Source organism: Vibrio sp. Of7-15, assembly GCF_022347565.1.
GTDB lineage: Bacteria > Pseudomonadota > Gammaproteobacteria > Enterobacterales > Vibrionaceae > NORP241.
The window spans coordinates 27,227-51,805 of sequence record NZ_JAKRGH010000031.1 but is presented as its reverse complement, the minus strand read 5'-3'; the positions used below and the strand labels follow the sequence as shown (position 1 = coordinate 51,805).

Sequence of the window (24,579 nt, the reverse complement as noted above, 5' to 3'; positions counted from 1 at the left end):
ACGATTGAGTACGACCTAAAACCGCTTTTAGTCCTTATTTTTAAGGGCTTCAGTAAAATTTACAGAGAGTTTTAACGTAATTGACGTAGTTAGTTTGTGCTTACTAATATCACCAGTGTTGTGATGACTCGACGTGCTGATGCAGGTGATCAATAAACGCTCTGAGCAAAGGGGTCATTTGTTTTCGGGTTGAGTAGATGGCATGCAAACCTAAAGTTTTTGGTGTCCATTCTGGGAGCAATTGTACTAATTGGCCGCTATCAATAAAAGGTTGAACGCTAGGAAGTGGTTGTAAGCCGATCCCTTGACCACGTAACGTGGCCGCCAGTAATACTTCAGAAACATTAGCGCTGATATTACCGCTGATTGGCACCGACTCAGGGCCATTTGGGCCATCAAAAACCCAAGCAGAGCGACCAAAATAGGCAAAAGATAAGCAGTTGTGTTGCTGTAGGGCTTGGGCGTCTTTAGGAGTGCCACGTTCTGCAAGGTATTGCGGAGAGGCACATATTACGGAGTGGCATTCACCTAATTTTTTAGCGACCACATTCGGCATGAGATCGTTCGTTACTCGAATGGCTAAATCAATTCGAGCATCGATCAAATTAACGGATTTATCGGTAGAGACAATATCAATGGTGACATTTGGCCAGCGTGAAACAAAGTCGCTTATGGCATCCAGCAACAAGGTTTCTACGACAGAGTAACTTGCTGTAACGCGCAGTTGCCCTTGTAATTTCAGGGAATTTTGATGTTTTATACCTTCTAACGAGTCAGCCATTGAGAGAAGGTTTTTGGCCACTTCAAGGGTTTCTTCCCCTGCGGTGGTTAAACTTAAACGACGAGTGGTCCGGTGCAGCAATCGCGTATCCATCCAGCTTTCTAATTCCGCTAAATATCGAGTTACTTTTGGCCGAGACATGTCAAGCTGCTCTGCGGCTCCACTTAAGCTTCCTTGTTCTACGATCGTGGCAAACACATGTAATGCTGTCAGTCTGTCCATTTAATCAACCCGTTTTCAAATTAAGAAAAGTAATATGTTCGAATATTGAAATAGTGAACGTCAATTTATGGCGTTTATTATCAAAATACAATCAAATAAAGTGCCTTTAACGACAACAGGCATTGAAGTCAACGCCTGAATTATTCCAAATTGAGAAGGTATAACATGAAATTTTTCGTTAAAGCGGCATTAGTTACTGCATTATTTACGGCTGGTCACGTCGTGGCATCAGATCTGAATATTACCCAATATAACCCGGGAAGTAATGGCATATTCCCGACCACATCGGTATTGATCAGTGGTGAAAAGGAAGCCATTTTATTTGATGCGCAATTTAGTACTGTTGATGGCAAAGCCCTTGTTGAAAAGATTAAGGCGACGGGAAAAACGCTGAACATGATCTACGTGAGCAGTGGTGATCCGGATTACTACTTTGGTTTAGAACCCTTAGTGAACGCCTTCCCAGAAGCAAAAGTGGTGGCTAGCCAGTCGATTGTTGATCACATTACAAAGACAAAAGAAGGGAAGCTTGCTTACTGGGGGCCGATTCTAAAAGACGGTGCGCCTAATTCTATTGTTGTGCCACAGGTATTTAATGACACAGAACTTTACCTTGAAGGTAAGAAGATAGAGGTTAAGGAGATAAACAGCCATCAAGCTTATTTATGGCTGCCATCGCAGAAAACCGTGTTTGGTGGGGTGTCTGTAACATCTGGAATGCATGTATGGACGGCGGACAGTCAAACAAAACAGGCGCGTAGTGAATGGGTTCAATCCCTTGAACGCATGAAAGCGCTCGAACCACAAACGGTGATCCCAGGTCACTATTTAGGAGAGGTTCCCTCTGGAGCAGAAGCCGTTCAATTTACCATCGACTATTTAACGAATTTTGAAACTGCACTAAAAAGCTCAAAAAATGTGACATCCGGTGACGTTATTAAAGCGATGAAGCAGCGTTATCCTAAGTTAGAAGGGGTGAGCGATTTAGAGCTAAGTGCAAAAGTAAACACAGGGGAGATGGAGTGGTAATACGAGCGTAAACTGCCACAGCCCTACATTCTATCTTTAAGAAGGTTGAATGTAGGGTCCTGTAAGGTTATCGATTTAGCAAAGCTAAGGTGGTTATTCCGATTTTTCTTTGTTTAATAGGGCTTGCTTACGCGCTAGCCCCCAACGGTATCCACCCAGTGATCCATCACTTCTTAACACTCGGTGGCAAGGGATCAGTATACCTATTGGGTTTTTGCCACAAGCAGTACCAACAGCACGTACTGCGTTAGGGTTGTCTATATGCTTGGCTACGTCTGCGTAACTCATTACGTCTCCTTCCTTAATACTGAGTAAAAAGTGCCATACTTTTATTTGAAAGGCGGTTCCTCTGATATCAAGTGGTAAGTTGGGTTTGGGGGCACCTTGACTGATGTGTTTATCTAAAGCTTCTATCCAGTTATCCAGCTCAATCGTGTTTTGTGCGGCAGAAAGCACCAGTTCGGCGTTAGGAAACTCATTAGATAGAAGAGTCAGCAGGGATTTTTCATCGTCACCAAATTGTACCGAACACACGCCTTTTTCTGTTGCGGCCATCACCATGTAACCAAGAGAGGTTTTTCTGCATGCATAATGGATAGTTACTCCCTGACCACCAGCCCGATACGCTTTAGGTGTCATGCCTATATTTCGAGTGGTTTCCCCATATACTCGGCTGATTGAACCAAACCCTGAAGAGTAAATAGCGTCTGTTACGTCCTCGCCATCTTTTAATGATTGTTTAAACTTTTGCATTCGAACGGCATCTTGGTAGTGTTTAGGGGAAACGCCAAACAGGTCTTTAAAGATTCGTTGTAGCCGTGAAGGAGAAAGCCCAATCAGCGCTCCTAGCTGAGAAAGCGTGATTTTGTCTTCAATGTGCTCTTCAATGTAGCGAGCAACATCAATCAGTTTTTGAGTTCGGGCATCATCTCCAGTTGGATGACAGCGTTTACAAGGACGAAACCCAGATTGCATCGCTGATTCCATAGTCGTAAAGAACCGCAGGTTTTCTGTATTTGCCGCTTTGGTTGGGCACGACGGCATACAAAACACCCTCGTTGTAATCACGCCATAGTAAAATTGTCCATCAAAGGTGCTGTCTCTTTGCTTTATGGCTTTCTTCATTTCATTTTGAGAGGGCATAGACATGGCAGTACTCTTTGCGGGTAAGTAATGGATCCATCACATCATATTTACGTTATGTCTACTATCCGATTCTTGCTGAGTAATTTGATTATGCGCCATCACATCAATGTTGAACATGACGCAACATTCGGATGTTTTTAAGATATGGCTAAAATTAGTATGAATCCAAAAATACAAAACACAACCGGATCTGATGATGACATCTTCTATTAATACGGTGATGAGCTCAAAGGTATGGGCCATGCTCATTTTACTCTCCATATTATGGGGAGGTTCGTTCTTTTTTGTCGGTATTGCCGTCAATGATCTTCCGCCACTGACGATTGTGACTTTTCGAGTTGGCATTGCCGCGGTGGCATTATGGACTATTGCGTTTATGATGGGCTTACGTGTCCCTAAAAGTGGTGCCGTATGGCGGGCTTTTTTTGGGATGGGCCTACTGAATAATGTGGATTCCTTTTGCTCTTATTGTCTGGGGGCAAACTCAAATTGCTTCTGGGCTTGCTTCCATTCTTAATGCAGCGACTCCGATCTTTGCGGTTGTGGTGGCTGGGTTCTTATTGCCCGATGAGCGTCCGACGCCTTTAAAGTTAATCGGGGTTGTGCTCGGTTTTGTTGGGGTGGTCGTTATGATAGGCGTTCCTGCTCCTGGTGGGGAGGCAAAACTGTTGGCGCAACTTGCGATTGTGGCCGCGACTCTTTCCTATGCCTTTGCTGGTGTGTATGGCCGCAGATTTAAGGGGCTGGGTATTAATCCGGTACTTACCGCAGCAGGGCAGGTTACGGCTTCCACATTAATATTGTCTCCGGTGGCATTTTTCGTTGACGGAGCGGTGGATATAGAAAAGGTAAGTACTCACACTTGGATGGCGATTATTGCTCTTGCTGTTGTTTCCACAGCAATTGCTTATGTCTTGTTTTTTAAGATCTTAGAATTAGCAGGGGCGACAAATGTATTATTGGTCACTTTGTTAGTGCCTGTGTCAGCCATTCTTCTTGGTACACTGTTCCTTGGCGAGACATTAGATTGGATACACTTTTTAGGAATGCTGTTAATCGCACTTGGTTTGTCAGCCATTGATGGTCGATTGTGGCATCGCATGAAATCTGTTTTTGCATAATAGGTATGCTGGGGTGTTAAAGTAATAAAACGGGCATATAGTTATATATGCCCGAGTGAATTATCGCTTCATAGATAAAGTATTACTTTAGTAATGTCTTATTTTCACCACCAGCCTGAATCATTATCCGATGTATCTGAGTCATCATCAGTAGTGCCAGCATCAACGGGTTCTTTACCGAGGTCAACGGTGGTTGTTTCACCAGTGGTTAAATCGGTTTCATGAACAATATTGTTAGATCCCCCTGTATTAGGCCTGTCTGGTCGATCAGAGCCGTGGTTACCGGAACCATGGTTATCAGAACCGTTAGAACTATTATTAGTGTCTGAATTGCCAGAGTTTTGATTATTGTACTCATTCAACACTTGATCTTTGATCGCTAACAGGTTGTCTAGTTCTGTATTTAACTTTGCTATCACCGAACGCCAATATAACGCACCTCCAAGAGTTAGGCTTGTCGCTAATTTTGTATCAAAATAACTATTGGACAAGAAGTTGTCGATATCTGTTGTTAAAGCTCCTGATGCGGAAAAAGCACTGTCTGTGGAGATATGCATAGTAAAACCATCAGATGTAATATTTAGATCATCGTCAACTGTAAAACCTAAGCCAAAGTGAGAAAGCTCAACAGAAGCCCCTAAATTTTCAAAAACACCGAGATCTCCTTCATGGTAAGCAAGCCCTATGGCTGCTGAAAAAGGACTATTCACTGAGTTAGGCTTAGGTTTAGATATCGGCTTAGACAGTCCATTATTGATACCACCCTGGAAGGTAAGTCCAGAAGTGTCCGCAAATACGGTAACTTCACCGTTGATCGCGCCTAAATCAAATGAGGTGCTAACAAAACCGCTGACTTCAACATTTACGTTATTGTTTATCTCGTCAAACACATCTTGTTTAGCGGCTTCGCCAGAAAAATCATGGTTAATAATAGAACGTTTTTTTCTAGAATGAACTTTAACTTGCTCTTTGGACGATCTTAACCCAACTTGCTCTAAAGTAACGCGCAAAACGGGTTTATTGATATTTAATAAACTCTTCGGTATTTCAATATTGGTATTATGATCTTCAGAGATAAAGTAACCAGTACCTCCACCAGATAAGTATGAAGCACCCGAATTCACGTCAAATAGCTTTTTAGTGCCAGAAACATCGACTCTAAAAAGATTTGGAGAATTACCAAATAGGGCGTTGCCTGAAACTAACTTTCCTCTTTTTTTAAGACGATCAATAAATTCAATATGCAGGATGTACTTATTGAGCTTAGGTTCTGTTAAAATAAAGTTTGTGCCATTGTATGTTTGAATTAACCCATTCGTATCGTACAATACTATTTTAAACTTATCTTGATACTCTCTAACTTCAAAGTTAATGTGAGAATCACTTGATTTTATATTTATTTTATTCTTTGGCTCTTCAGTTGCATTGACAGTATTACTGAGCGTGATACTTAATGCAGTAATAGTGAAGAGAAAAGCATGAATCCATTTCAATCTGTTACCTCATAAGCCTTAATAATTTTATTATTTAAGGTAAAAAGCTTAAATTTTTTCCCAGGGTGAAAAATGCCACCTTTTTCTATGATTAGCCCATAGCCAAATGAATTACCTTTTTCATCCAGTTTGAAGTTCATATTTCCAACTTTGAACTGGTTAGTTTGATAATTTTTTGTGCCTTGAAAGCTTTTGAAGTCAATAACTTCACCACTAACAATGATGCATTCCTTGGACGTACAATTAGAGTTTAAAGCCCATAAGATATTCATGTTTTTATATAGGCTATTAAAAAAACCAACGATGCATATTATGATAAAAACCGATAAAATATGTTTTTCTCGATTTTTTATCGTTTTTCTATGCTTGTATTTAATAATTGGAACTATTATTAATGGTATTATTAAGTAGAAGAATGATTTTAGTAAAGATACATCATAAGAGTAGACTTCTTGCATCTGTCACTCTTTATTTTGTCACTATTTCTAAGTTCTTTATTTCACAGTTTTCGTGCTCTTTACTAAGAGTAAATAGCAGTTTATTCTTGTGCACTTGAGCAGACATTAGGCTCGATAAAATAGTGTGGTAGTTTTTGGAACTACTTTTATTTAAGTGAATATTATCTTCGCAAGAACCTAACATGTCTTCTTTGACTTCACTAGTGAATCCAATTCCCCACGGGTTACTATGAAGAAACTTGATATTTTTAGCCCCAATTTTCACATCATATTTATCTTGAACATCATTCGAAATTTCAATAGAAGTCAATTCAGCTGAAAAATTGATGTAGTCGGTAGCAGAAGCACTTGTAGATGCTAATAATAATGCCATTAAAAGTTTTTTCATTTTATTTTACCTATTTCATATAAATGAGGTGCGAATGATATTGATAGTAAATATCATTGTCAATAGTAATATTTTTATGGGTTATTGATTGGTTTGGTGTTGAAGTGATTAAATATTCAACTAGGATTTCTTGTATTTATTTATAAATAAAGTGATGTGAAGGATAATCAGTATGCAGGCTTTATCTTGATGCATAGATGGGGAAAAATCCTTAAATAGTAAAGACTATAATCTATACAAAAAGAGATAAATATAGTGGGTAGTTATTTTTATTTTCTATATAAATATTCTAATTTCAAAATAATAAATGAGAGCCTATAGTCATTATTGAAGATATTATTCTTTCATTATTTTTACTGTGTGAAAGGGAGAGAATTGAAAGGGGATAAGTTCATATAGCCTTTCCAAATTATTTGAATCACCGTGATTGAGTTCCACGATGATTCAAATAGTCGAATGCAGCCTAAGTTAGATTTTGAATTTGCTTAGCTCACTTTGCAGTGTTTCGGCTTTGTTAGAAAGCTCGCAACTGATTTCGACAGAAGAGCTCATGCTGTCCATTACATCCATTGCGGTATCATTAATAATAACGACATTACGGTTGATCTCTTCAGAAACTGAGCTTTGTTCTTCCGCAGCAGAAGCAATTTGATTATTCATGTCATTGATCACTTCAATGGCTTGGTTAATTTCTGCTAATGCTTGTTGGGACGCTTGGGCTTCACCTTTTGTGTTGGCCGCTTGCTGTTGACTTTGTTGCATTAAAAGTACGATGGCTTGGGTTTCTTGTTCAAGGCGAGCTAACATAGTACGAATTTCTTCGGTAGAACCTTGAGTTCTGGTCGCTAAATTACGAACCTCATCAGCAACCACCGCAAACCCTCGACCTGCTTCCCCCGCACGGGCCGCTTCGATGGCGGCGTTCAAAGCAAGTAAATTGGTCTGCTCGGCGATGCCACCGATTTCACTTAAAATACCTTGAATAGCGGCACTTGAAGCGGCCAAATCTTGGGTTTGGTTTTGCGCGTGATTCACTTGCTCGGCCAGTGCTTCAACCGCGCCCGCTGCGTTATTCATGCGCTCCATACCATCGACACTATTGATTTTAACTTGGTTTGCCGCCGTGGCCGCTTGTACCGCTGAATGAGCCACTTCTTGTGCTGTGGCGCTCATTTCATTGATGGCCGTTGCTAATGAACTCACTTCATTGACTTGTGTACTCAGTTGATTTTTTGATTCCCCCGAGCGAATCTGGCTGGTGTTTGCACCTTGATCAACCTGATCGGCGGTTTCCATTACCACACGTAGCATCTCTTGCATACGACCAAGGAAGGTATTGAACCAATGAGCTAATTGAGCCGTTTCATCTTTTCCTTTTACTTCAATTCTATAGGTCAGATCACCTTTGCCTTGTGCTGCATCTTTAAAGCGGTCCACAAGGTTAGTTAGGGTTTTACCCAATGAGTTAGCGATGAACGTCATCGTCACAATACCGATAATAGCGGCAATAATACCGCCCCAGATCCCTTGCTCTATTGCGTAGGCGTTTTGTGATTTACTCCAATTTTCATAATTGGCGACACTTTTTTTGAGCTGATTTGTCGGGACTGAAACCATCACAATCCAAGGAGAGCCTGATGTGTCTACTGACGTGATGGCATATTCTTTCGACCCTATGGTCATTATACCAATGTCGTTTTTCTGGGATTGAGATTGGATCTTGGACCATTGTGAGCGCAACTCACTAGAAACTTTTGATCCGACTGTGCTCTTATCGTCTGTATTGGCCAACAAGGCACCTTGCCATGATGCAATCATGATATTACCTTCGCCATCGAATAGGTTGTGTGCCAGTTCTTCGCTCTGGTCTTGGAGATCATCCAACGCGAGATCAAAACCTAAAGAGCCAATGATCTTCCCGTTGTGCTTAATTGGCTGACTGATCGTTGTAATGAGCTCTTCTTTACCGCGTACTGGGTACATATAGGGCTCCATCACAAAGGTTTGGCCTGTTTCATATGGAATCAAATGCCAATCATCTTTACGCTCACCATTACTGTTTTTTGAGGTATTACTGAAGCTTTCCATCGCCACAACATCAAAACTTTGCTGGGAGTTAGGCGAAAAGAAAGGAGCAAGAACGCCTTTACTGTTGAGTGCTTCTTGTACGTTTGTTTCCGAATAGAGAGGCCACGTTTTTTCTTCCCAAACCATATACCCAGCAAATACGGACTTATCTTGAACTTCTAATGCGGCACGAAACTGATTAACAATAATGTCTGCACCTGTGTTTGCTTTTGCGCTTAACTCGATAATGGAACGTACTTGAGTAAGGTTTGCTAAAACAGGGTTTAGGTTATTGGAGATGGACTGGCCCTGATTTAATGCCGTTGATTTTAGGTTATCTACTGTTGCTTCGGTTAATTGTGCTTTGACTTTGGTTGTTATTTTTTGATTAACATCAGTAAATGCATTGGTGGTCATGCCCATGGCGATCAGTAGGGTGAAGGCCATTGCGCCCCCTGCACTGATGGCAATTCGAGTACGTATACTGTTAAACATGTGAGCCTCAAATAATGTGTTAGCCAAGTGGCTGAATTGTTATAAAGCGAAACGGTTACAAAATGAAATAAGTGAGGGAGTATATAGAAGTGTTATTAATGATATGTGAGTTGATATGAATAGGTTGCTCTAATATAAGCAGTATTATTAATGGGTTGGTCAGTGATTTACGCTAGGGCACAGAGTAATAGTGAGTGTTTAATTGTCTTAAGTGACTGAATTTTATAAATCTATTCACTTTGTTTTTGAGTGGGTATCGCTAAATTTTCAATAAAATGGATCTCATTGCTAAGCCAGTTATATTGGTATGCCTTTAATTTATAAGTTAAAAATGCACAACATGTCACATTTATATTGATGATACATTGGCTAATTCTAAGGAAGGAAATTAAAGGGCGAGGCTAAGGCGTAAACGATCCGTTTCGAGTTAGTAGCGTATTAAACTTGAGGGCTCTATTTACCGTGTAGCAAAGAAAGTAAATAGGCCCAGATGATCGTTTTTAAACGCAGTTAGGTGCTAGGTTTCGAGATGCTATCAAGTTGTAGTACGGGAGCGGCATCGATGTCTTCAGCATTCATCATTGAGGAAACGCGCTGCATTGAAGACAAGAGTAGGCTTTGCTCCCATGGCTCCAAGTTTTGGAATTTGTTGACAAAGTTATCTTGAAGAGGGAGCGGTGCGTTATTCAGTAACGCTTGTCCTTTTTCGGTAAGATTTGCATGAACTTTGCGTCGGTCAGACTCACTGCGTACACGTTGCACATAACCATTTTGCTCTAAGCGATCGATAATGGTTGTGGTGGTCGCTTGACTCACATTGGTGTGATTCGATAATTCTTTGATCGTCACATTATGCATTTCTTGGATTGCTCTCATCAAAATCAGTTGAGGGCCAGTCAAACCATACTCTTTACTCAGTTTCTTTGAGTGTAAATCGATGGCTCGAATAATCTGACGAATAGCGACTAGAATTTCTTCATGTTTTTCCAAGTTACAGACCTTTGTATAAATGCACTATTAGGTAATCACAACACTTTATTTCAATACAGCTAATAGCGACGTCATGCGCCTGACAGGGCTTAATTGATGTGGCGTTGTAGATTTATAGTTTACTTAATTAATTTCCGCATTGTACTTATGTTCAGAGTATTCTCAATCTTTAACTATCGCTTTATGACACGTTGATGCTTTTTTGCACCATTGCCGTTGCGAAAGAGTGCGCGAGGTCTATTTGTTACTAAGTTCAGACTCAACATGTGAAGGGGGCCATGTGAAGAGTGTTACTCTCTCCCTTCACATGTTTTGTCTGCTGAGTGCGGTTTTATGCTGCGTTAGAAAATTGAAAGTTTCCTAATAGCGCATTATAAAACTCACTGTTATCGAGCACACCGACCAGTTGATTGTGTTCAACCAGTAAAATAGGTTGTTCACTTAACTGTTTGAGTTTAATCGCATCACGCATGCCAATATCTGGGCTTGCTATCACCAACGTGGTTTTATTGATAGAACTTAACTCACTTTCTGATCCTGTCCATTCAAACAAGGTTAATGAAGAGTCGCCCGCGACGTTTAATTTTCCGTGATGCTGATTTATCCATACATCTTTTGTATCACACACTTTCCAACTGTCATTGTTGTGTTCGAGTGACGCTAAAGGTTGCATTAATGAGCGGCCCTTTAATACGTTCAGTGGATTAGTATGAGCAACAAAATCTTTGACGTATTCGGTTTTCGGCGTTAGTACGATTTCTTCTGGCTTGCCGTGCTGGATGAGTTTTCCTGATTCCATGATGGCGATGTTATTACCGATTTTCAGTGCTTCGTCTAAATCGTGGCTAACAAACAAAATGGTTTTATTGAGTTTGTTTTGCAAAGTGATCAATTCATCTTGAAGTTGCGCTCGAATGAGAGGATCAAGGGCAGAAAATGGTTCGTCCATCAATAAGATATCGGTATCCATGGCAAAAGCGCGAGCTAGGCCCACACGCTGCTGCATACCGCCCGATAATTCATGAGGGTACTTGGTTTCCCATTCAGCAAGGCCCACCATTTCAAGTTGCTCACGGGCTTTAGCTCGGCGTTCATTTTTGGCCATACCTTGCATTTCAAGGCCAAAAGCGACATTGTCTAACACGGTTAACCAAGGCATCAGTGCAAATTTTTGAAATACCATAGAGACACGGTGGGTGCGTAGGTGGCGTAACGTTGCTTCATCACACTGTTTGCCCAAATCAACCTGTTTATCGCCATCTTTAATGGCTAATGAGCCACGGCTAATTTCGTTTAAACCGTTTACAGCGCGAAGTAAACTGGATTTTCCGGAGCCCGACAGCCCCATCAGAACGCAAATTTCGCCTTCTTTAATGGTGAGTGAAACATTATCGACCCCCACTACTTGGCCTGTTTCATCAATGATTTCTTGACGCGTTTTACCTTTATCTAACAGGGCTAGGGCGTGATCTGTTTTGTCACCAAAAACGACATCCAGATTTTTAATCGTAATGGCGTCCATCACTGTGTTTTCTTGTGACATCGTTAGGCGTCCTTCTGGTTGGGTGTTTTACATAAACGATCAAGAATAATGGCAACCAATACGATGGCTAAGCCTGCTTCAAAACCTTGTGAGATGTTAACTGTGTTTAACGCGCGCACTACGGGTTTACCTAAACCATCAGCGCCCACTAATGCGGCGATAACCACCATAGAAAGGGATAACATAATGCATTGGGTAACCCCTGCCATAATGCTTGGCAGTGCGGCGGGCAGCTCGACTTTCATCAAGAGTTTCATGCGGCTGGCACCAAAGGCTTTGCCTGCTTCAATAAGCTCTTCTGGCACTTTGGTTACCCCAAGGTAGGTGAGGCGAATAGGGGCCGCAATCGCAAAAATGATGGTGGAAATCAGGCCCGGTACGATCCCTAAACCAAACAAAACAAGGGTTGGGATCAAGTACACAAACGTGGGTACGGTTTGCATAAGGTCTAGAATTGGCCTTAATAGGGTGTATAGCCAAGGTCGATGTGCTGCCATTATCCCAACCGGTACGCCAATTAATACGGAAATCGTTGTCGCAGCAAACACGAGGACAAAGGTTTCCAGCATTTCTTGCCAGTAGCCAAGGTTTAAAATGGTCAGTAAAGCTGCCACGACAAAGATCACCAGTGACAGTTTGCGGTGTAAGTACCATGCAAGGGCTGCGGTAATGGCAATCGGCAGCGCTGGTGGCATCCATTTAAAAATATCCACTAAAAACAGGATGATGGTTTCTAAAAAAAATGAGATGGCATCAAAAAATCCTGCTGCGTTGATTGTTAACCAGTCAACACCAGCTTCCATCCATTGACCTACAGGGATCTTGTTGTCCGTAATAAAATTCACAATATTGCCTTTAATTGATGGTGGGCCGTAACCCACCTATTTTTGATTAAGCTTTTACTTGTTTTAGGTATTCTGTTACCGCTTTGGTAGCAGGTTCACCTTGTAAGGTTTTTACATTTTTAAGCCAAGCTTCCACTTGCTCTGGGTTGCGGTTTAACCATTGCTGAGCGGCTTTTTCTGGTTTTACGTTTTGGTTGAGAATGGCTTCCATCAGTTCGTTTTCCATTTCTAGGCTAAACGCTAGATTCTGGAGGAGTTGACCGACGTTTTTACATTCAGAAAGGTAGTTAGAGCGAACGTTGGTGTAAACATTTGCACCGCCATAATTAGGACCGAAGAAGTCGTCGCCGCCAGATAGGTATTCCATTTCTACATTGCTGTTCATTGGGTGTGGTGCCCAGCCAAGGTACACTACCCACTGGTTTCGACGAACGGCACGCGATACTTGGGAAACCATGCCTGCTTCACTGGATTCTACGAGGTTGAAATCTTGTAATCCAAACGCGCCGGAATCGATCATGGATTGGATCAAGCGGTTACCGTCGTTACCTGGCTCAATGCCGTAAATGCGATCTCTAAATTTGTCAGCGTGCTTGGCCAGATCAGCGAAGCTTGTTACACCAGCATCGTAGACGTATTTGGGTACGGCTAGGGTGTATTTCGCCCCTTCTAAATTCGCGCGCACAGTCTCTACTGAGCCATCTTCACGGTATTTGGCAATATCACCTTCCATGGTTGGCATCCAGTTGCCAAGGAAAACATCAATATCGCCGTTGGCCATAGAAGAATAGGTTACAGGTACGGAAAGCAGATTGGTTTTTGTATTGTACCCCATGCCTTTTAGTAGCTCAGAGGTCACCGCGGTGGTAGCGGTTATGTCTGTCCAGCCTACATCCGCAAAGCGCACATTTTCACATTGCTTTGCTTCAAGAGGTGAGTTTGCATAAGCGTTAAATGCAAAGGTAGTGAGTGCGAGTGTGCTAAGAGCCTTTTTCGTGATAGTCATAATTATTCCTTGTGATCGTTCCTTTTGCTGTTTAGATAACAGCACTGCTGACTTAGGTCTTTTATCTTTATTTTTATTCAGAGTGGCTTAGCTCTCTGATGGGTTTACTGAGCCGTTGTTCGTTTTCCCAGTTAGGGGCAAGCCACACTGGGGCATGCTCTTCGGTAAGCATGTCATTACCGAGAATAAAATCGGCCGCACGTTCTGCCACCATGATGGTTGGTGCGTTTAAGTTGCCATTTGGAATGGTTGGGAAAACGGACGAGTCCACAACGCGTAAGCTGTTCACTCCACGCACACGACATTGCTCATCCAATACGGCCATGGCGTCGTCATCTGCGCCCATTTTGCATCCGCAAGAAGGGTGATAGGCACTTTCTACATTTTGTTTTACCCATTCATCAATGGCTTCATCGGAAGTGATGTCTGCACCGGGCTGAATTTCATCCCCGCGATACTGATCCATGGCTGGCTGGGATAAGATCTCTCGTGTTAAGCGAATACAGTCACGCCAGTCTTGGCGATCTTGCTCGGTTGAAATGTAGTTAAACATGATTTCCGGCTTGGCATGTGGATCGGCCGACGTGATGGAAACCGTACCACGACTTTCGGGTTTGTTAGGGCCGACATGCACTTGGAAGCCGTGGCCATTAAAAGCCGCTTGGCCGTCGTATCGCATTGCTGCAGGTAGAAAGTGGTATTGAATATTTGGCCACTTTAACCCTTTACGAGAGCGAATAAAGGCGCACGACTCAAAGTGGTTGGTTGCGCCAAGCCCTTTGCGAGTTAAGATCCACTCAGTGCCAATTAATCCTTTACTCACTAATCCTAGTTTACTGTTAAGGGTAATCGGCGCTTTACAGTGGTATTGAAAGTAGACTTCTAGGTGATCTTGTAAGTTTTCGCCGACACCAGGTAGATCGTGTTTTACTTCTACGCCAGCTTTATCCAGTACGGCTTTTGGCCCAATGCCAGATAATTGAAGCAGTTGAACTGAGCCAATGGAGCCCGCACTCGAAATCACTTCTTTATTCGCGTGTACACTTACTATTTTGCCCGCTTTTTCAAACTCAATACCGACGGCGGTTTGGCCTTCAAGCCCTTTGTTTTCCAATAAAATACGTCTCGCTATGATCCCTTTCAACAGTGTGAGATTGGGGCGCTTTAACGCGCGGCGTAAGTAAGCGTTAGAGGTAGAAGCACGGACGCCTTTTTCCACCGTCATGTGCATGGCACCAAAGCCTTCTTGCTGATAGCCGTTATAGTCGTCGGTTTCTGGGTAACCTGCGTCTTTTCCTGCATCAATGAACGCTTGGTAAAGAGGGTTTAATGCCATATCGTTACCGCCACATGTACCTAGGGGACCATTCCCCCCTCGATATTGGTTTTCACCTTCGATCCAGCTTTCAGCGCGGCGGAAGTAGGGTAGGCAGGCTTGGTAATTCCACCCAGCAGCGCCTTTTTCTTCCCACTCGTCAAAATCGCAAGCGTGGCCACGTACATACACCATGCCATTGATGGAAGAGCTGCCACCCAGGACTTTTCCACGTGGGCAATGAAGTTGGCGGCCATCCAAGCCCGCTTCTTGCTGCGTTTCAAACTGCCATGCGTATTTTTCGGTGTTCATTGGGTAGGAAAGCGCCGTCGGCATTTGGATAAAAATACTCTTATCTGTGCCGCCAGCTTCCAATAGTAAAACGCTGTGTTGACCGCTTTCTGTTAGTCTGTTTGCTAACACACAGCCGGCCGAACCCGCGCCGACGATAATATAATCGTAGCGTTGTTGCATTTGTCTTCTCCGTGACTTTAGGCTGTGCCTTTACGTATTTGAATCGTGGTTTGAGCAATAATGTGCTTGCGGTGATTCAAATCATTACGGGCACAGCTTAGCGTATAGGGCTAGGTATTACCGTTAAGCGTAAGGACTGGCGTAATCGCCAAGTTCAATTAATATGCTTTTGGTTTGAGTGTAATGAAGTAAAGTCTCTGGGCCATTTTCACGGCCGATACCAGAATGTTTATAGCCACCAACTGGCATCTCGGCTGGTGAATCACCCCAAGTATTGACCCAGCAAATCCCCGCTTGCATTTGGTGAATGACGCGATGGGCACGTGATAAATTTTGGGTGAAAATACCAGCCGCAAGGCCGTAATGGGTGTTGTTCGCGCGGCGAATGACATCGTCCTCATCAGTAAACTTCATTACTGACATCACAGGGCCGAAGATCTCTTGCTGAACGTGAGGCATCTCGTCATGGCAATCTACAAACACGGTAGGCACCACAAAGTTACCGTTATCCAGCCCATTATCTGTGACTTGATAACCACCCGTTAGCAAAGTAGCACCAGAGTGCTTGGCTTGCTCAATGGAATCTAGAACTTTCTTGAGGTGATCTTTTGAAATCAAGGCACCGATTTGAGTGTCCATGTCCATCGGATTGCCAACGATCAGTTTTTCAGTGCGTGTTTTTAGTTGAGCAATAAAATCGTCATAGATGCTTTCATGAACATACACTCGGGTGCCATTGGTGCACACTTCACCTTGGGTGTAGAAGTTGGCAACCATCGCGGCAGAGACGGCATCATCCAGCTTTGCGTCATCAAAAATCACCATTGGCGATTTGCCACCTAACTCCATGGTAACGGATTTCAGTGTTTTTGCACTGTCGGCCATCACCGCTTTACCTGTACCAGTTTCGCCAGTGAAAGAGACTTTAGCGATGTCTGGGTGGGCGGTGAGCATTTGTCCAACACGGTAATCACCTTGAACGATGTTAAACACGCCGTCAGGTAATCCGGCTTCAGTGAAAATTTCTGCCAGCTTTAATGCGGTAAGAGGGGTTTCTTCTGATGGTTTGAAGATCATCGTGTTACCCGCAGCAAGAGCAGGGGCAGATTTCCACATCGCAATTTGAATTGGGTAGTTCCATGCCCCAATACCGGCGCAAATGCCAAGAGGTTCGCGGCGGGTATAGAAAAACTGGCTGTCACCTAGGGGCTGCTGATCCCCTTGCATACCAGGTACAAGCCCGGCGAAATACTCAATAACGTCTGCACCTGAAGCCACATCAACCTCTATGGCTTCTTGAAGTGGCTTGCCTGTGTCAGCAACCTCAAGTTCTGCAAGGGTATTATTTCGTGCTCTAAGTATTTCGACAGCTTTTAAAAGAATGCGGCTGCGTTCGATAGGGGCCATTGCAGACCAAACCGCAAAGCCACGTTTAGCCGATTCAATGGCCTTTTCTACGTCAGCGGAAGACGCCTGACCAAGAATGGCGATCGGTTCACCATTGGCTGGGTTGATGCTAGTGAAAGTTTCTCCTGACGTCGCAGGAATGTTTTTACCATCAATGTATAACGAGTTTATTTCCATGAGAAGTTCTGACTTAGTAATTATTATGGTTGATGAGTGGTGTTGTAGGCGTAAAACGTAAGTTGTTTTTCAAGGTAATCATTGATGATGGCTCTGGCTTTATCGGCATTGATGCCATCTGGGTTAAGCGTGCCTCGTAGCCAAATACCATCAATCAAAGAAGCGATACCGTGTGCAACCAGTTCTGCTTGATCGTGTTTGAGTAAAGCTTTTAATTCGATCCGTAAATGGGACAGTAATCGCTTTTCATTCACGCGCTGTAAGCGTTTCAGTTGCGGGTCATGCATTGAATAGGACCAGAAAGCCAGCCACGTTTTAGCCACTTTATTTTCTGCCTGATAACCTTCGAAATTACCGCTAATAATGGCATTAATGCGCTGCTGGTGAGCATCAGCAGGCAACGCTTTTAATTGAGTGGTCACGGTATTTGACAGCTGGCGAAGAATTTCACGCATGGTTTCTTCTAAAAGTCCGTGCTTTCCGCCGAAATAGTGATTGATGATCCCGGTTGATACACCAGCTTCTTTGCTGATCAAAGAAATGCTGGCGGCGTGTAAGCCAACACGGTCAATCACCGTCATTGTTGCTTTTACAAGCTGTGGCTTACGTATATCAGGCATCCCTACCTTGGGCATTTTTTATCCTTATTACTTTTAATTGAACGTTCAATTAATTATAAAATGACAGATATTTAGTTAGAGTTCAAATCATTATTTTGAGTGTTTTATGTCATTCGGCGCGCCTTTGTTAAAAATATTCATTTAAAAACAACTATTTGGGTGTTGTTTTATGCTGGTGTTTTGAGATGTAAAGATTTGAGTTGTGATGTTTATGGCTCTAAATTTTTGACAGATTTATTAAAAGGCGGGGCTAATATTTTTTGTGTGTTTGGGCTGTTTTTTTGAGCAACTTTGCCTCTTTATGACAGATGAAGCGGCGGTCTTTTTTATTACTGAGCTGTAAGGATGAAATAGGGGTGACTAGAGTACATGGTCTAGTTTTGATGATGCTTCCAAAATGTTTGATTTGTTTTGTGAATGTATTTTGGCTTTGGGATATCTAGTCCACATCAGTGAATTGGTGGCGTTGGATCCAAGCCGATTAACTAAAATCTATTTTGTTAATTAATATTTTATTTAAAACAACAGATTAGATGGTCAGGTGATGGATATGAGTAATGTTAAAACTGGCTTTATAAGGGCAGTGTTCACTGGGTTTATGTGTATTTTATTGGTGAGGCCAGCGTTGGCTTTGGCCGACATTGAGCACCCGCCAACGCAATTGATTGCAAAAACGCATTCTTCAACACAAGTTGCACTGGAGTGGCAAGCGCCGATTGGCAGTGAGCAGGTTGTCGCTTACCGAGTATTCCGAGATGGTAAACGCATTGGTAAAACCAAAGAAACATTTTATGTGGACACTTCTGCGGTTCCAGGCAGCGAGCATACCTATTTTGTGGTGGCATTTGCCAGAGGTAAGATTGTGTCTGAACCATCCAATGTGGATACGGTAAAGACCTTGATCAATGATGACAATAGTGGGCTGCATAATGGATCTGTTCTTAGGGTGGGTGTATTGTCTCTGGGGCAGGTTTGTGGCACCAACTCGATTGAGGAAGTACCGGCAGCGTCTTTGGATGCTTGCTTAGATACGGCCATAGAACATTACACGCTGAAAGAAGGCTTAAATGATCTGCGTGCTTTTGTGGCTCGCTTGCGCAGAGCGGAAAATCGCTCGGAGATCGAACTGGGCAAACGTTTATTCCATAGCAAGGTGTTGAGTAAAAATTACGATACCTCATGTTCATCATGCCATCACCCTGCAGTTGGCTGTGGTGGTGATGGGCTGTCGATGCCCATTGGTGTTGCAGCCTTTGATGAAAATGTCATTGGCCTTGGGCGCTATGATGGCAATGTGGTTCCTAAAGTTGGTAGAAACTCTCAGCCCATTTGTAACTCTGCGCTTTGGGTCGAGAGTATGTTTTGGGATAAGAGAGTGACTTTACAAGAGTCGAATGCGGAAAGTACGGTTGGTATGGTATCGACGGCTCCGATCCGTACACCAGAGCGTGATGTCACCGATGTTATGAATGAAGACATTGCCGCTGAGCACCCTCGTCGTCTTCTTATTGCACAAGCTCATTTTCCTGTAGTGGCTGAAGCGGAGATGGGATCAGCAGAAGGGTTTGAATCGCCTCAAGAGTACCGTGAATATTTAGCAGAGCGGTTGCAAACGGATTGGGGGGAGCTGTTTAATGACGTTTATGGCAGTGTGAAGGTGACTTATTTGCAAGTGGCCGAAGCGTTGGCTGCCTATCAAGCGTCATTTCTTTTTATCGACAACCCATTTTTTGACTATATCGATGGCAATAAGGCCAGCTTAAGTGAAATGGAAAAGCGGGGAGCGTTATTTTTTCTCGCAGGTTCTGGTTGTGCAAACTGTCACGATGGGGTGATGTTTACTCCTGAGCGTACTCGTGGCCCTTTATATCCTCAATTTGGAATTCTTGGTGTTGGAGATGGTAACGCGAAAACTCAATTTCGTATGCCTAGTTTGCTTAATGTGGGGTTAACGGCCCCTTATGGTGATAAAGGGGCATTTGCGACCTTAGAGCGTGTGATCCAGCACTATTCAGATACCGTGGGTTCTTTGCAAGGGTACTTTGACAATAATGAAGTTTGTTTATTGCCACAGTTTGCTCACTTAAATGGTGAACAATGTGCCGAGGTGATAGGTGAAGGGGATGATTTTACATTGGAAACCTTAGCGGCTCAGCGTGCAGCCAGCGATCGTGGTGATAACGCCATTATCCGGGGATACAGTGAGCAAGAAGTGGCGTATTTAGCGGCTTTTTTACGTAGCCTGACTGATCCAGAAGCCATTGCTGGAAGTGAAGAAGTTAATGCATTAATTCCGCCAAGGGATGGTGGTCCTGATGGGCACCAATTAGATGCTATCGATATAGATGGAAAGCCTTTATAGCGTTTCTTAAGCAACGAGAAATAGGTATTGTTGGTGTGAAGAGCCAGCCAGTGTGGACTGGCTCTTAATTTAGGTAGGTTAGTGTTAGCCTATAAACGAGATGTAGGCTTGAAGAATGATTAAGTTAACGATGTCGATAAAAAAGGCACCGACAATCGGTACGACCATAAAAGCCTGAGGGGAGGGGCCATAGCGTGATACCAGTGAGCCCATGTTCATTACGGCGGTTGGGGTTGCACCTAGGCCAAATCCACAGTGTCCACCCGCGATCACGGCGGCATCGTAGTTCGAACCCATCACCTTGAAAGTGACAAAATAGGAAAAGAAGCCTAATACTACGGCTTGTACTGTTAAGATCACTAAGAATGGGATTGCTAAATCAAAGATATTCCATAGCTTCAAGCTCATTAGTGCCATTGCAAGAAATAAAGATAGTGAAACGGTACCTAAAATGTCGACCGTTTCTGTGTCAATCTTATGAGCCTTAGTCACTTCTGCTACATTGGTGATGAAAACACCGATGAAGAGTGCATAGACAAAATCAGGGATTTTTAACCAAGAAATCTCAAAGCTGCTGACCCACTGTTCTAGGTAGCCTGCGCCTGTCACACAAATCAGTAGGATAAACAGAGTCTCAATTACTTTTTTTGCGGTGACTCGGTCTTCTTCAAATTCGTTATAGGTGACCAGCTCCGGAAAGCGTTCATGAGTATGGATACCTTGGCCATACTCTGATTTCATGTTGTTCTTATCAATCAGTTTTTTGGCGACAGGGCTGCCGATGATACCACCGATGATTAAGCCGAAAGTGGCTGAGGCCATGGCAATCTCTAGGGTATTGGATAGGCCATAAGTCTCTGAAAATGTTTGTGACCAAGCTGCACCAGTACCGTGCCCGCCGGATAGGGTAATGGAGCCTGCGATCAAGCCCATTAATGGTTCAAGCCCCATGGCGGTTGCTAAGCTTAATCCAACGCCATTTTGGATAATGATGTACACCGACGCAACGGCTAAGAATAGGAATACTTTCGCTCCGCCTTTCATTAACTGGGTATAGTTTGCTGCCAGTCCGACGGTGCTGAAAAACATCAGCATAAAGGTGCTTTGTAATGGTAAAGAGAAGGTGAGCTCTATACCTTGAAAATGAAGCGCAGTTAACGCAATAGCGACAATAAGCCCGCCAACAATAGGTTCTGGGATATTGTATTTTTTTAAGACCGGAAGCTTGGAATTAACAAGGTGGCCTAAAAAAAGTACACCAATTGCAATTAAGAAGGACTCCAGTGGTCCAACGGCATAAGCATTATTCATATTACCTCTTTTTCTTTTTCACTCTTTCCGTACCGTCAGGCACAGGACGAAACTCTATTCAGAACTGGGCAATATGCCAGAAGAGTTTATGGTATGAAGTGTTATTATACTAGCTCTTAAAAATGAAAATAGTCGGGAAGGATACAGGAGTTTAAGAGAGAAATGTTAGATAAATGTCAGGTAATGCGTTTTTATACTGAAAGTTATGTGGATTGCTGGTGTTTTGAGCTAATTTATCCGGTATTTGAATAGGTTGACAAGAGCTATTACTGATGATGTGTTGCTATGGCGAAAAAAGCAGCATTTGCAAAGGCAATATTGGGCGATAAATCAGATGGAATCGTTATATTGATAGTGGGATGTATGTTAAGTACGCCCTGAAGCAAGCAGAGCGCACGGGTGTTATTTAATAACGGTAATTACAGGTATTGATTAAACCAAGCCAGTTCTTGTTGCACTACCGACTCAAAATGTTCGCCGGAATACACTTGATAGTGAGTAGCGCCTTGCTCGACATGCAGCTTTTTCGGTTCATTGGCGTTGGCAAACAGTTTTTCTGACTCGCTGACTGGATTTACACCGTCTTCGCTTGCTGCAACAATGAGAAGCGGTTTATCTAAGTTTTTAAGCGCATTCACTGGTTTATGGTTCATGGTTTCCCACACGGTCAAGAATGGGATTTTGATGGTTAACGCAGGGAAATCTTCTTTAAATTGGTTGAAGAATTCAACAGATTGAGGGTCGCTTAATACTTTCGCAATAGGCACCATCATTTCTTTGCCTGTTTTTTCTTTTTTGTCACGCATACGAGTTAACGTTGAAACGAATTTTTCCCTTTCTTCTGGTTGCATGTCGCCTGTGATTACCGTTTCGCCATCTGAAAAAGTTAATTGAGCAACCACGCATTTTACTTGTGGGTTTTCACTGGCTGCGATAATGGCGTTGGCCCCACCAAAAGAGCTGCCCCATAAACCAATGCGATTACTGTCAATATTTTTTTGAGTACCCGCCCATTCGATGGCTGCGTGAATATCTTCAATTTGTAGCTGAGGTACCAAGCGGCCAGGTTCACCTTCACTTTCACCAAAACCACGGTAATCAAACGTCAGGGCAGCGTAACCTTGATCGGCAAAACGTTGAGCAAAAGCAGGAAGAAGTAACTCTTTTACGCCGCAGAAACCGTGACATAAAATGATAAGAGGCAGCGAAGTCTCCTGTGTCTTTGGTAGGTATAGGTGGCCGGAAAGCGTGTGATTGTGTGAAGTGATGGTAATGTTCTGGTGCATATGTCCTTCTTATAATTGTACGCTGGTTTATTGTGTTTATATTTATACCTTAAATGGTGACATAAGCTGGCCTGACCTGATTAGTGATAATGGGGAGGCTGCGCGCTCCCAACTTATCAATATTATTGAATTGGGGTTAATTATTCACACACAAAAAGGACAGTTATCTTCATTTAATCCATAAATGCCTTTTTGGCTGGCCAAATGGTCTTGTCCTGCTTTTAGTCCCATTTGGTAGCCTTCTTCTAATAGGCTTTGCTTGATCGTGAGTCGTTTCACTGCAAAGTTTGCTGGTGGTGCAATTACTCGGATCACCGCATCTTTAGGAGGGTTACGAATAAATGCTAATGATTGGTTATAATTGTCGGCTCTTGTGATCATAGATTGACCAATATTAGGGTGTCGAGACAGCATTTTTTTCATTAACCAAGGGTATTTAGTCGCTTTCATCTGATAATTAAGAGGGTGCGAGAGAATAACGGTAATATCGCGTGCTCCGCGTCGATAGGCTTCTCTGACTGGAATAGAATCGGCTACGCCACCATCGGTATAACAGCCGCCAGAGAAGCAGGGTGTTTGTTTGTAAGCAATAGGCAGTGCGGTTGTCGCTTCAATCACATCCGATAGGTTATCTCTTTTAATTTGGTAATAATCCGCACTGCCTGTATCGACATTGGTTACCGCTGCGTACATTGGTATGGAAGTGAACAGAGTCTCTTTGTTAAGAGGGTATCGGCGATTAGACTCTTCCCAAAGCCATTTTACATCGACCAAATGGCCACCTGTGGCAAACCGAGCTGGATCATAAAAAGCTTTGTTTGTCGCAAGCTGGGTGATGACATGAAAACTGCGTTTTGGGGTATGGGCTAAATAACCAATTAGGTTAGTCGCACCTGCTGATACACCGATGGCAAAATCGTAAGGAACAAAAAATTGATCCATGAAGGCATCGAGAACACCACTCGCAAAAATGCCACGCATGGCCCCGCCTTCTACAATTAACGCCTTCTTACTCATCATATTATCCTCATTGCAATTAACGCAGTAGAGAATACGGAAAGCGAGACCTTAGGTATAATGGCTCTGCTCTATTAATGTCATCGTTAAAACCTATGTAGTTGAACCTTTCGAGCACTTCACTCAGAGGTATAGGTTGGGTTTCATGAATAGATTTAACCAAATCTGATTAATAAGTATGCACTTCTACAGAGTGGCTCTTGGTCTATAATTCAGTCCATGCTATTTTCTGCTTACCTTTTATTATTGGAAAAATGATCATGCCAAAGGCCAGTGAAGTAAAAAAGAACGCTGCGATTGAATTGAACGGTAAAGTTCTTCTTGTTAAAGACATTAATAAGCTAACACCAAGTGGTCGTGCTGGTGCGAGCCTTTATAGAATGCGTCTGTATGATGTAGCAACAGGCCTGAAAGTAGACGAAAGCTTTAAAGCGGACGAAATGGTAAATCTAGCTGACTTTAGCCGTCATCACGCGACATTCTCATACATCGATGGTGATGAGTACGTGTTCATGGACAGCGAAGATTACACGCCGTACACGTTTAATAAAGACAGCATTTCTGAAGAGCTACTGTTCATTACAGAAGAGACTCAAGGTCTGCAAGTATTAACCGTTGATGGTAACCCTGTTGCGATTGAACTTCCTTCGAGTGTTGAGCTAGTTATTGTTGAAACCGATCCGTCTATTAAAGGTGCTTCTGCAAGTGCTCGTACTAAGCCTGCTGTACTATCGACTGGCTTAACAGTACAAGTGCCTGAGTACATTGCCAATGGCGAAAAGATCAAAGTGAACACGTCTGAGCACAAGTTCATGAGCCGCGCTGACTCTAAGTAATTCTTTTCTTAGCCCAAAGGTGACTGTTTATTGGTCGCCTTGTTGTCTTTGAAATCAAATCGATCAGTTTCACAATTGAGTGAATCTGGTCGATTTTTTATTTTGAGCGGGTAAAAAGCAAAGCGCTTATGACTTTGGATGTTGGCTTGGGAAAATCTTTAGATCAGGAACTTTTGCATCTAGTAGTGGC

21 protein-coding genes are annotated in these 24,579 nt (G+C 42.9%); 5 read left to right on the top strand and 16 right to left on the bottom strand.

The genetic code is table 11. The features are described from left to right. Positions 1–109 precede the first annotated feature (109 nt). Positions 110–1,003, bottom strand: a complete 894-nt coding sequence (locus tag MHO82_RS22350) for a LysR family transcriptional regulator (RefSeq protein ID WP_239188084.1) — start codon at positions 1,001–1,003, stop codon at positions 110–112. Positions 1,004–1,168: 165 nt separating this feature from the next. Between MHO82_RS22350 and MHO82_RS22345 the strand changes: the two genes are divergently transcribed. After that, positions 1,169–2,032: a Vmh family MBL fold metallo-hydrolase gene (locus tag MHO82_RS22345; RefSeq protein WP_239188082.1), complete on the top strand. Its 864-nt coding sequence runs from the start codon at positions 1,169–1,171 to the stop codon at positions 2,030–2,032. 93 nt (positions 2,033–2,125) lie between these two features. Here MHO82_RS22345 and MHO82_RS22340 read toward each other — a convergent pair whose 3' ends face one another. After that, positions 2,126–3,181, bottom strand: coding sequence for a methylated-DNA--[protein]-cysteine S-methyltransferase (locus MHO82_RS22340; RefSeq protein ID WP_239188080.1), 1,056 nt, complete (start codon positions 3,179–3,181; stop codon positions 2,126–2,128). A 190-nt stretch (positions 3,182–3,371) separates the two neighbouring features. Between MHO82_RS22340 and MHO82_RS22335 the strand changes: the two genes are divergently transcribed. Both MHO82_RS22335 and MHO82_RS22330 read left to right on the top strand, forming a co-directional pair. Then, a complete protein-coding gene (locus MHO82_RS22335) occupies positions 3,372–3,695 on the top strand; it encodes an EamA family transporter (RefSeq protein ID WP_239188078.1) in 324 nt (107 codons plus the stop codon). After that, positions 3,625–4,299 carry a DMT family transporter gene (locus tag MHO82_RS22330; protein ID WP_239188076.1) on the top strand — a complete coding sequence of 225 codons (675 nt, stop codon included), beginning with the start codon at positions 3,625–3,627 and terminating at the stop codon, positions 4,297–4,299. Before MHO82_RS22335 ends, MHO82_RS22330 begins: the two co-directional genes overlap by 71 nt. Positions 4,300–4,403: 104 nt before the next feature. Here MHO82_RS22330 and MHO82_RS22325 read toward each other — a convergent pair whose 3' ends face one another. The 11 genes from MHO82_RS22325 to betI form a co-directional block, all read right to left on the bottom strand. Then, on the bottom strand, positions 4,404–5,792 hold the full coding sequence (locus tag MHO82_RS22325; RefSeq protein ID WP_239188074.1) for a hypothetical protein: 1,389 nt from the start codon (positions 5,790–5,792) through the stop codon (positions 4,404–4,406). Then, on the bottom strand, positions 5,789–6,250 hold the full coding sequence (locus tag MHO82_RS22320) for a hypothetical protein (protein WP_239188072.1): 462 nt from the start codon (positions 6,248–6,250) through the stop codon (positions 5,789–5,791). The genes MHO82_RS22325 and MHO82_RS22320 overlap by 4 nt, the downstream gene beginning before the upstream one ends. A 10-nt stretch (positions 6,251–6,260) precedes the next feature. Beyond that, positions 6,261–6,638, bottom strand: coding sequence for a hypothetical protein (locus MHO82_RS22315; protein WP_239188070.1), 378 nt, complete (start codon positions 6,636–6,638; stop codon positions 6,261–6,263). A 468-nt stretch (positions 6,639–7,106) separates the two neighbouring features. Further along, complete coding sequence (locus tag MHO82_RS22310; protein WP_239188068.1) at positions 7,107–9,200, bottom strand: methyl-accepting chemotaxis protein; 2,094 nt, start codon at positions 9,198–9,200, stop codon at positions 7,107–7,109. Between the two features lie 510 nt (positions 9,201–9,710). After that, entirely contained in the window at positions 9,711–10,190 is a 480-nt protein-coding gene (locus MHO82_RS22305; RefSeq protein ID WP_239188066.1) for a MarR family transcriptional regulator, read from the bottom strand. 331 nt (positions 10,191–10,521) lie between these two features. Beyond that, entirely contained in the window at positions 10,522–11,733 is a 1,212-nt protein-coding gene (gene choV, locus MHO82_RS22300; RefSeq protein WP_239188064.1) for a choline ABC transporter ATP-binding protein, read from the bottom strand. Between the two features lie 2 nt (positions 11,734–11,735). After that, positions 11,736–12,578 (bottom strand): choline ABC transporter permease subunit, encoded by an 843-nt coding sequence (gene choW / locus MHO82_RS22295; RefSeq protein WP_239188062.1) that lies wholly within the window; start codon positions 12,576–12,578, stop codon positions 11,736–11,738. 46 nt (positions 12,579–12,624) lie between these two features. After that, positions 12,625–13,584, bottom strand: coding sequence for a choline ABC transporter substrate-binding protein (locus MHO82_RS22290; protein ID WP_239188060.1), 960 nt, complete (start codon positions 13,582–13,584; stop codon positions 12,625–12,627). Between the two features lie 73 nt (positions 13,585–13,657). Further along, positions 13,658–15,373 carry a choline dehydrogenase gene (gene betA, locus MHO82_RS22285; RefSeq protein WP_239188058.1) on the bottom strand — a complete coding sequence of 572 codons (1,716 nt, stop codon included), beginning with the start codon at positions 15,371–15,373 and terminating at the stop codon, positions 13,658–13,660. Between the two features lie 123 nt (positions 15,374–15,496). Further along, positions 15,497–16,957, bottom strand: a complete 1,461-nt coding sequence (gene betB / locus MHO82_RS22280) for a betaine-aldehyde dehydrogenase (RefSeq protein ID WP_239188055.1) — start codon at positions 16,955–16,957, stop codon at positions 15,497–15,499. A gap of 23 nt (positions 16,958–16,980) precedes the next feature. After that, on the bottom strand, positions 16,981–17,592 hold the full coding sequence (betI, locus tag MHO82_RS22275) for a transcriptional regulator BetI (protein WP_239188052.1): 612 nt from the start codon (positions 17,590–17,592) through the stop codon (positions 16,981–16,983). Positions 17,593–18,127: 535 nt separating this feature from the next. On the opposite strand from betI, the gene MHO82_RS22270 reads away from it, so the two are divergent. Further along, positions 18,128–19,939, top strand: coding sequence for a cytochrome c peroxidase (locus MHO82_RS22270; protein WP_239188049.1), 1,812 nt, complete (start codon positions 18,128–18,130; stop codon positions 19,937–19,939). An 84-nt stretch (positions 19,940–20,023) separates the two neighbouring features. Here MHO82_RS22270 and gltS read toward each other — a convergent pair whose 3' ends face one another. The 3 genes from gltS to MHO82_RS22255 all read right to left on the bottom strand — a co-directional run bounded on the left by gltS (position 20,024) and on the right by MHO82_RS22255 (position 23,553). Next, a complete protein-coding gene (gene gltS / locus MHO82_RS22265) occupies positions 20,024–21,250 on the bottom strand; it encodes a sodium/glutamate symporter (RefSeq protein ID WP_239188047.1) in 1,227 nt (408 codons plus the stop codon). A gap of 419 nt (positions 21,251–21,669) precedes the next feature. Continuing rightward, positions 21,670–22,536 (bottom strand): alpha/beta fold hydrolase, encoded by an 867-nt coding sequence (locus MHO82_RS22260; protein WP_239188045.1) that lies wholly within the window; start codon positions 22,534–22,536, stop codon positions 21,670–21,672. Between the two features lie 144 nt (positions 22,537–22,680). After that, positions 22,681–23,553 carry a patatin family protein gene (locus MHO82_RS22255; protein WP_239188109.1) on the bottom strand — a complete coding sequence of 291 codons (873 nt, stop codon included), beginning with the start codon at positions 23,551–23,553 and terminating at the stop codon, positions 22,681–22,683. Positions 23,554–23,813: 260 nt separating this feature from the next. On the opposite strand from MHO82_RS22255, the gene yeiP reads away from it, so the two are divergent. Further along, on the top strand, positions 23,814–24,389 hold the full coding sequence (gene yeiP, locus MHO82_RS22250; RefSeq protein ID WP_239188043.1) for an elongation factor P-like protein YeiP: 576 nt from the start codon (positions 23,814–23,816) through the stop codon (positions 24,387–24,389). Positions 24,390–24,579: the final 190 nt, after the last annotated feature.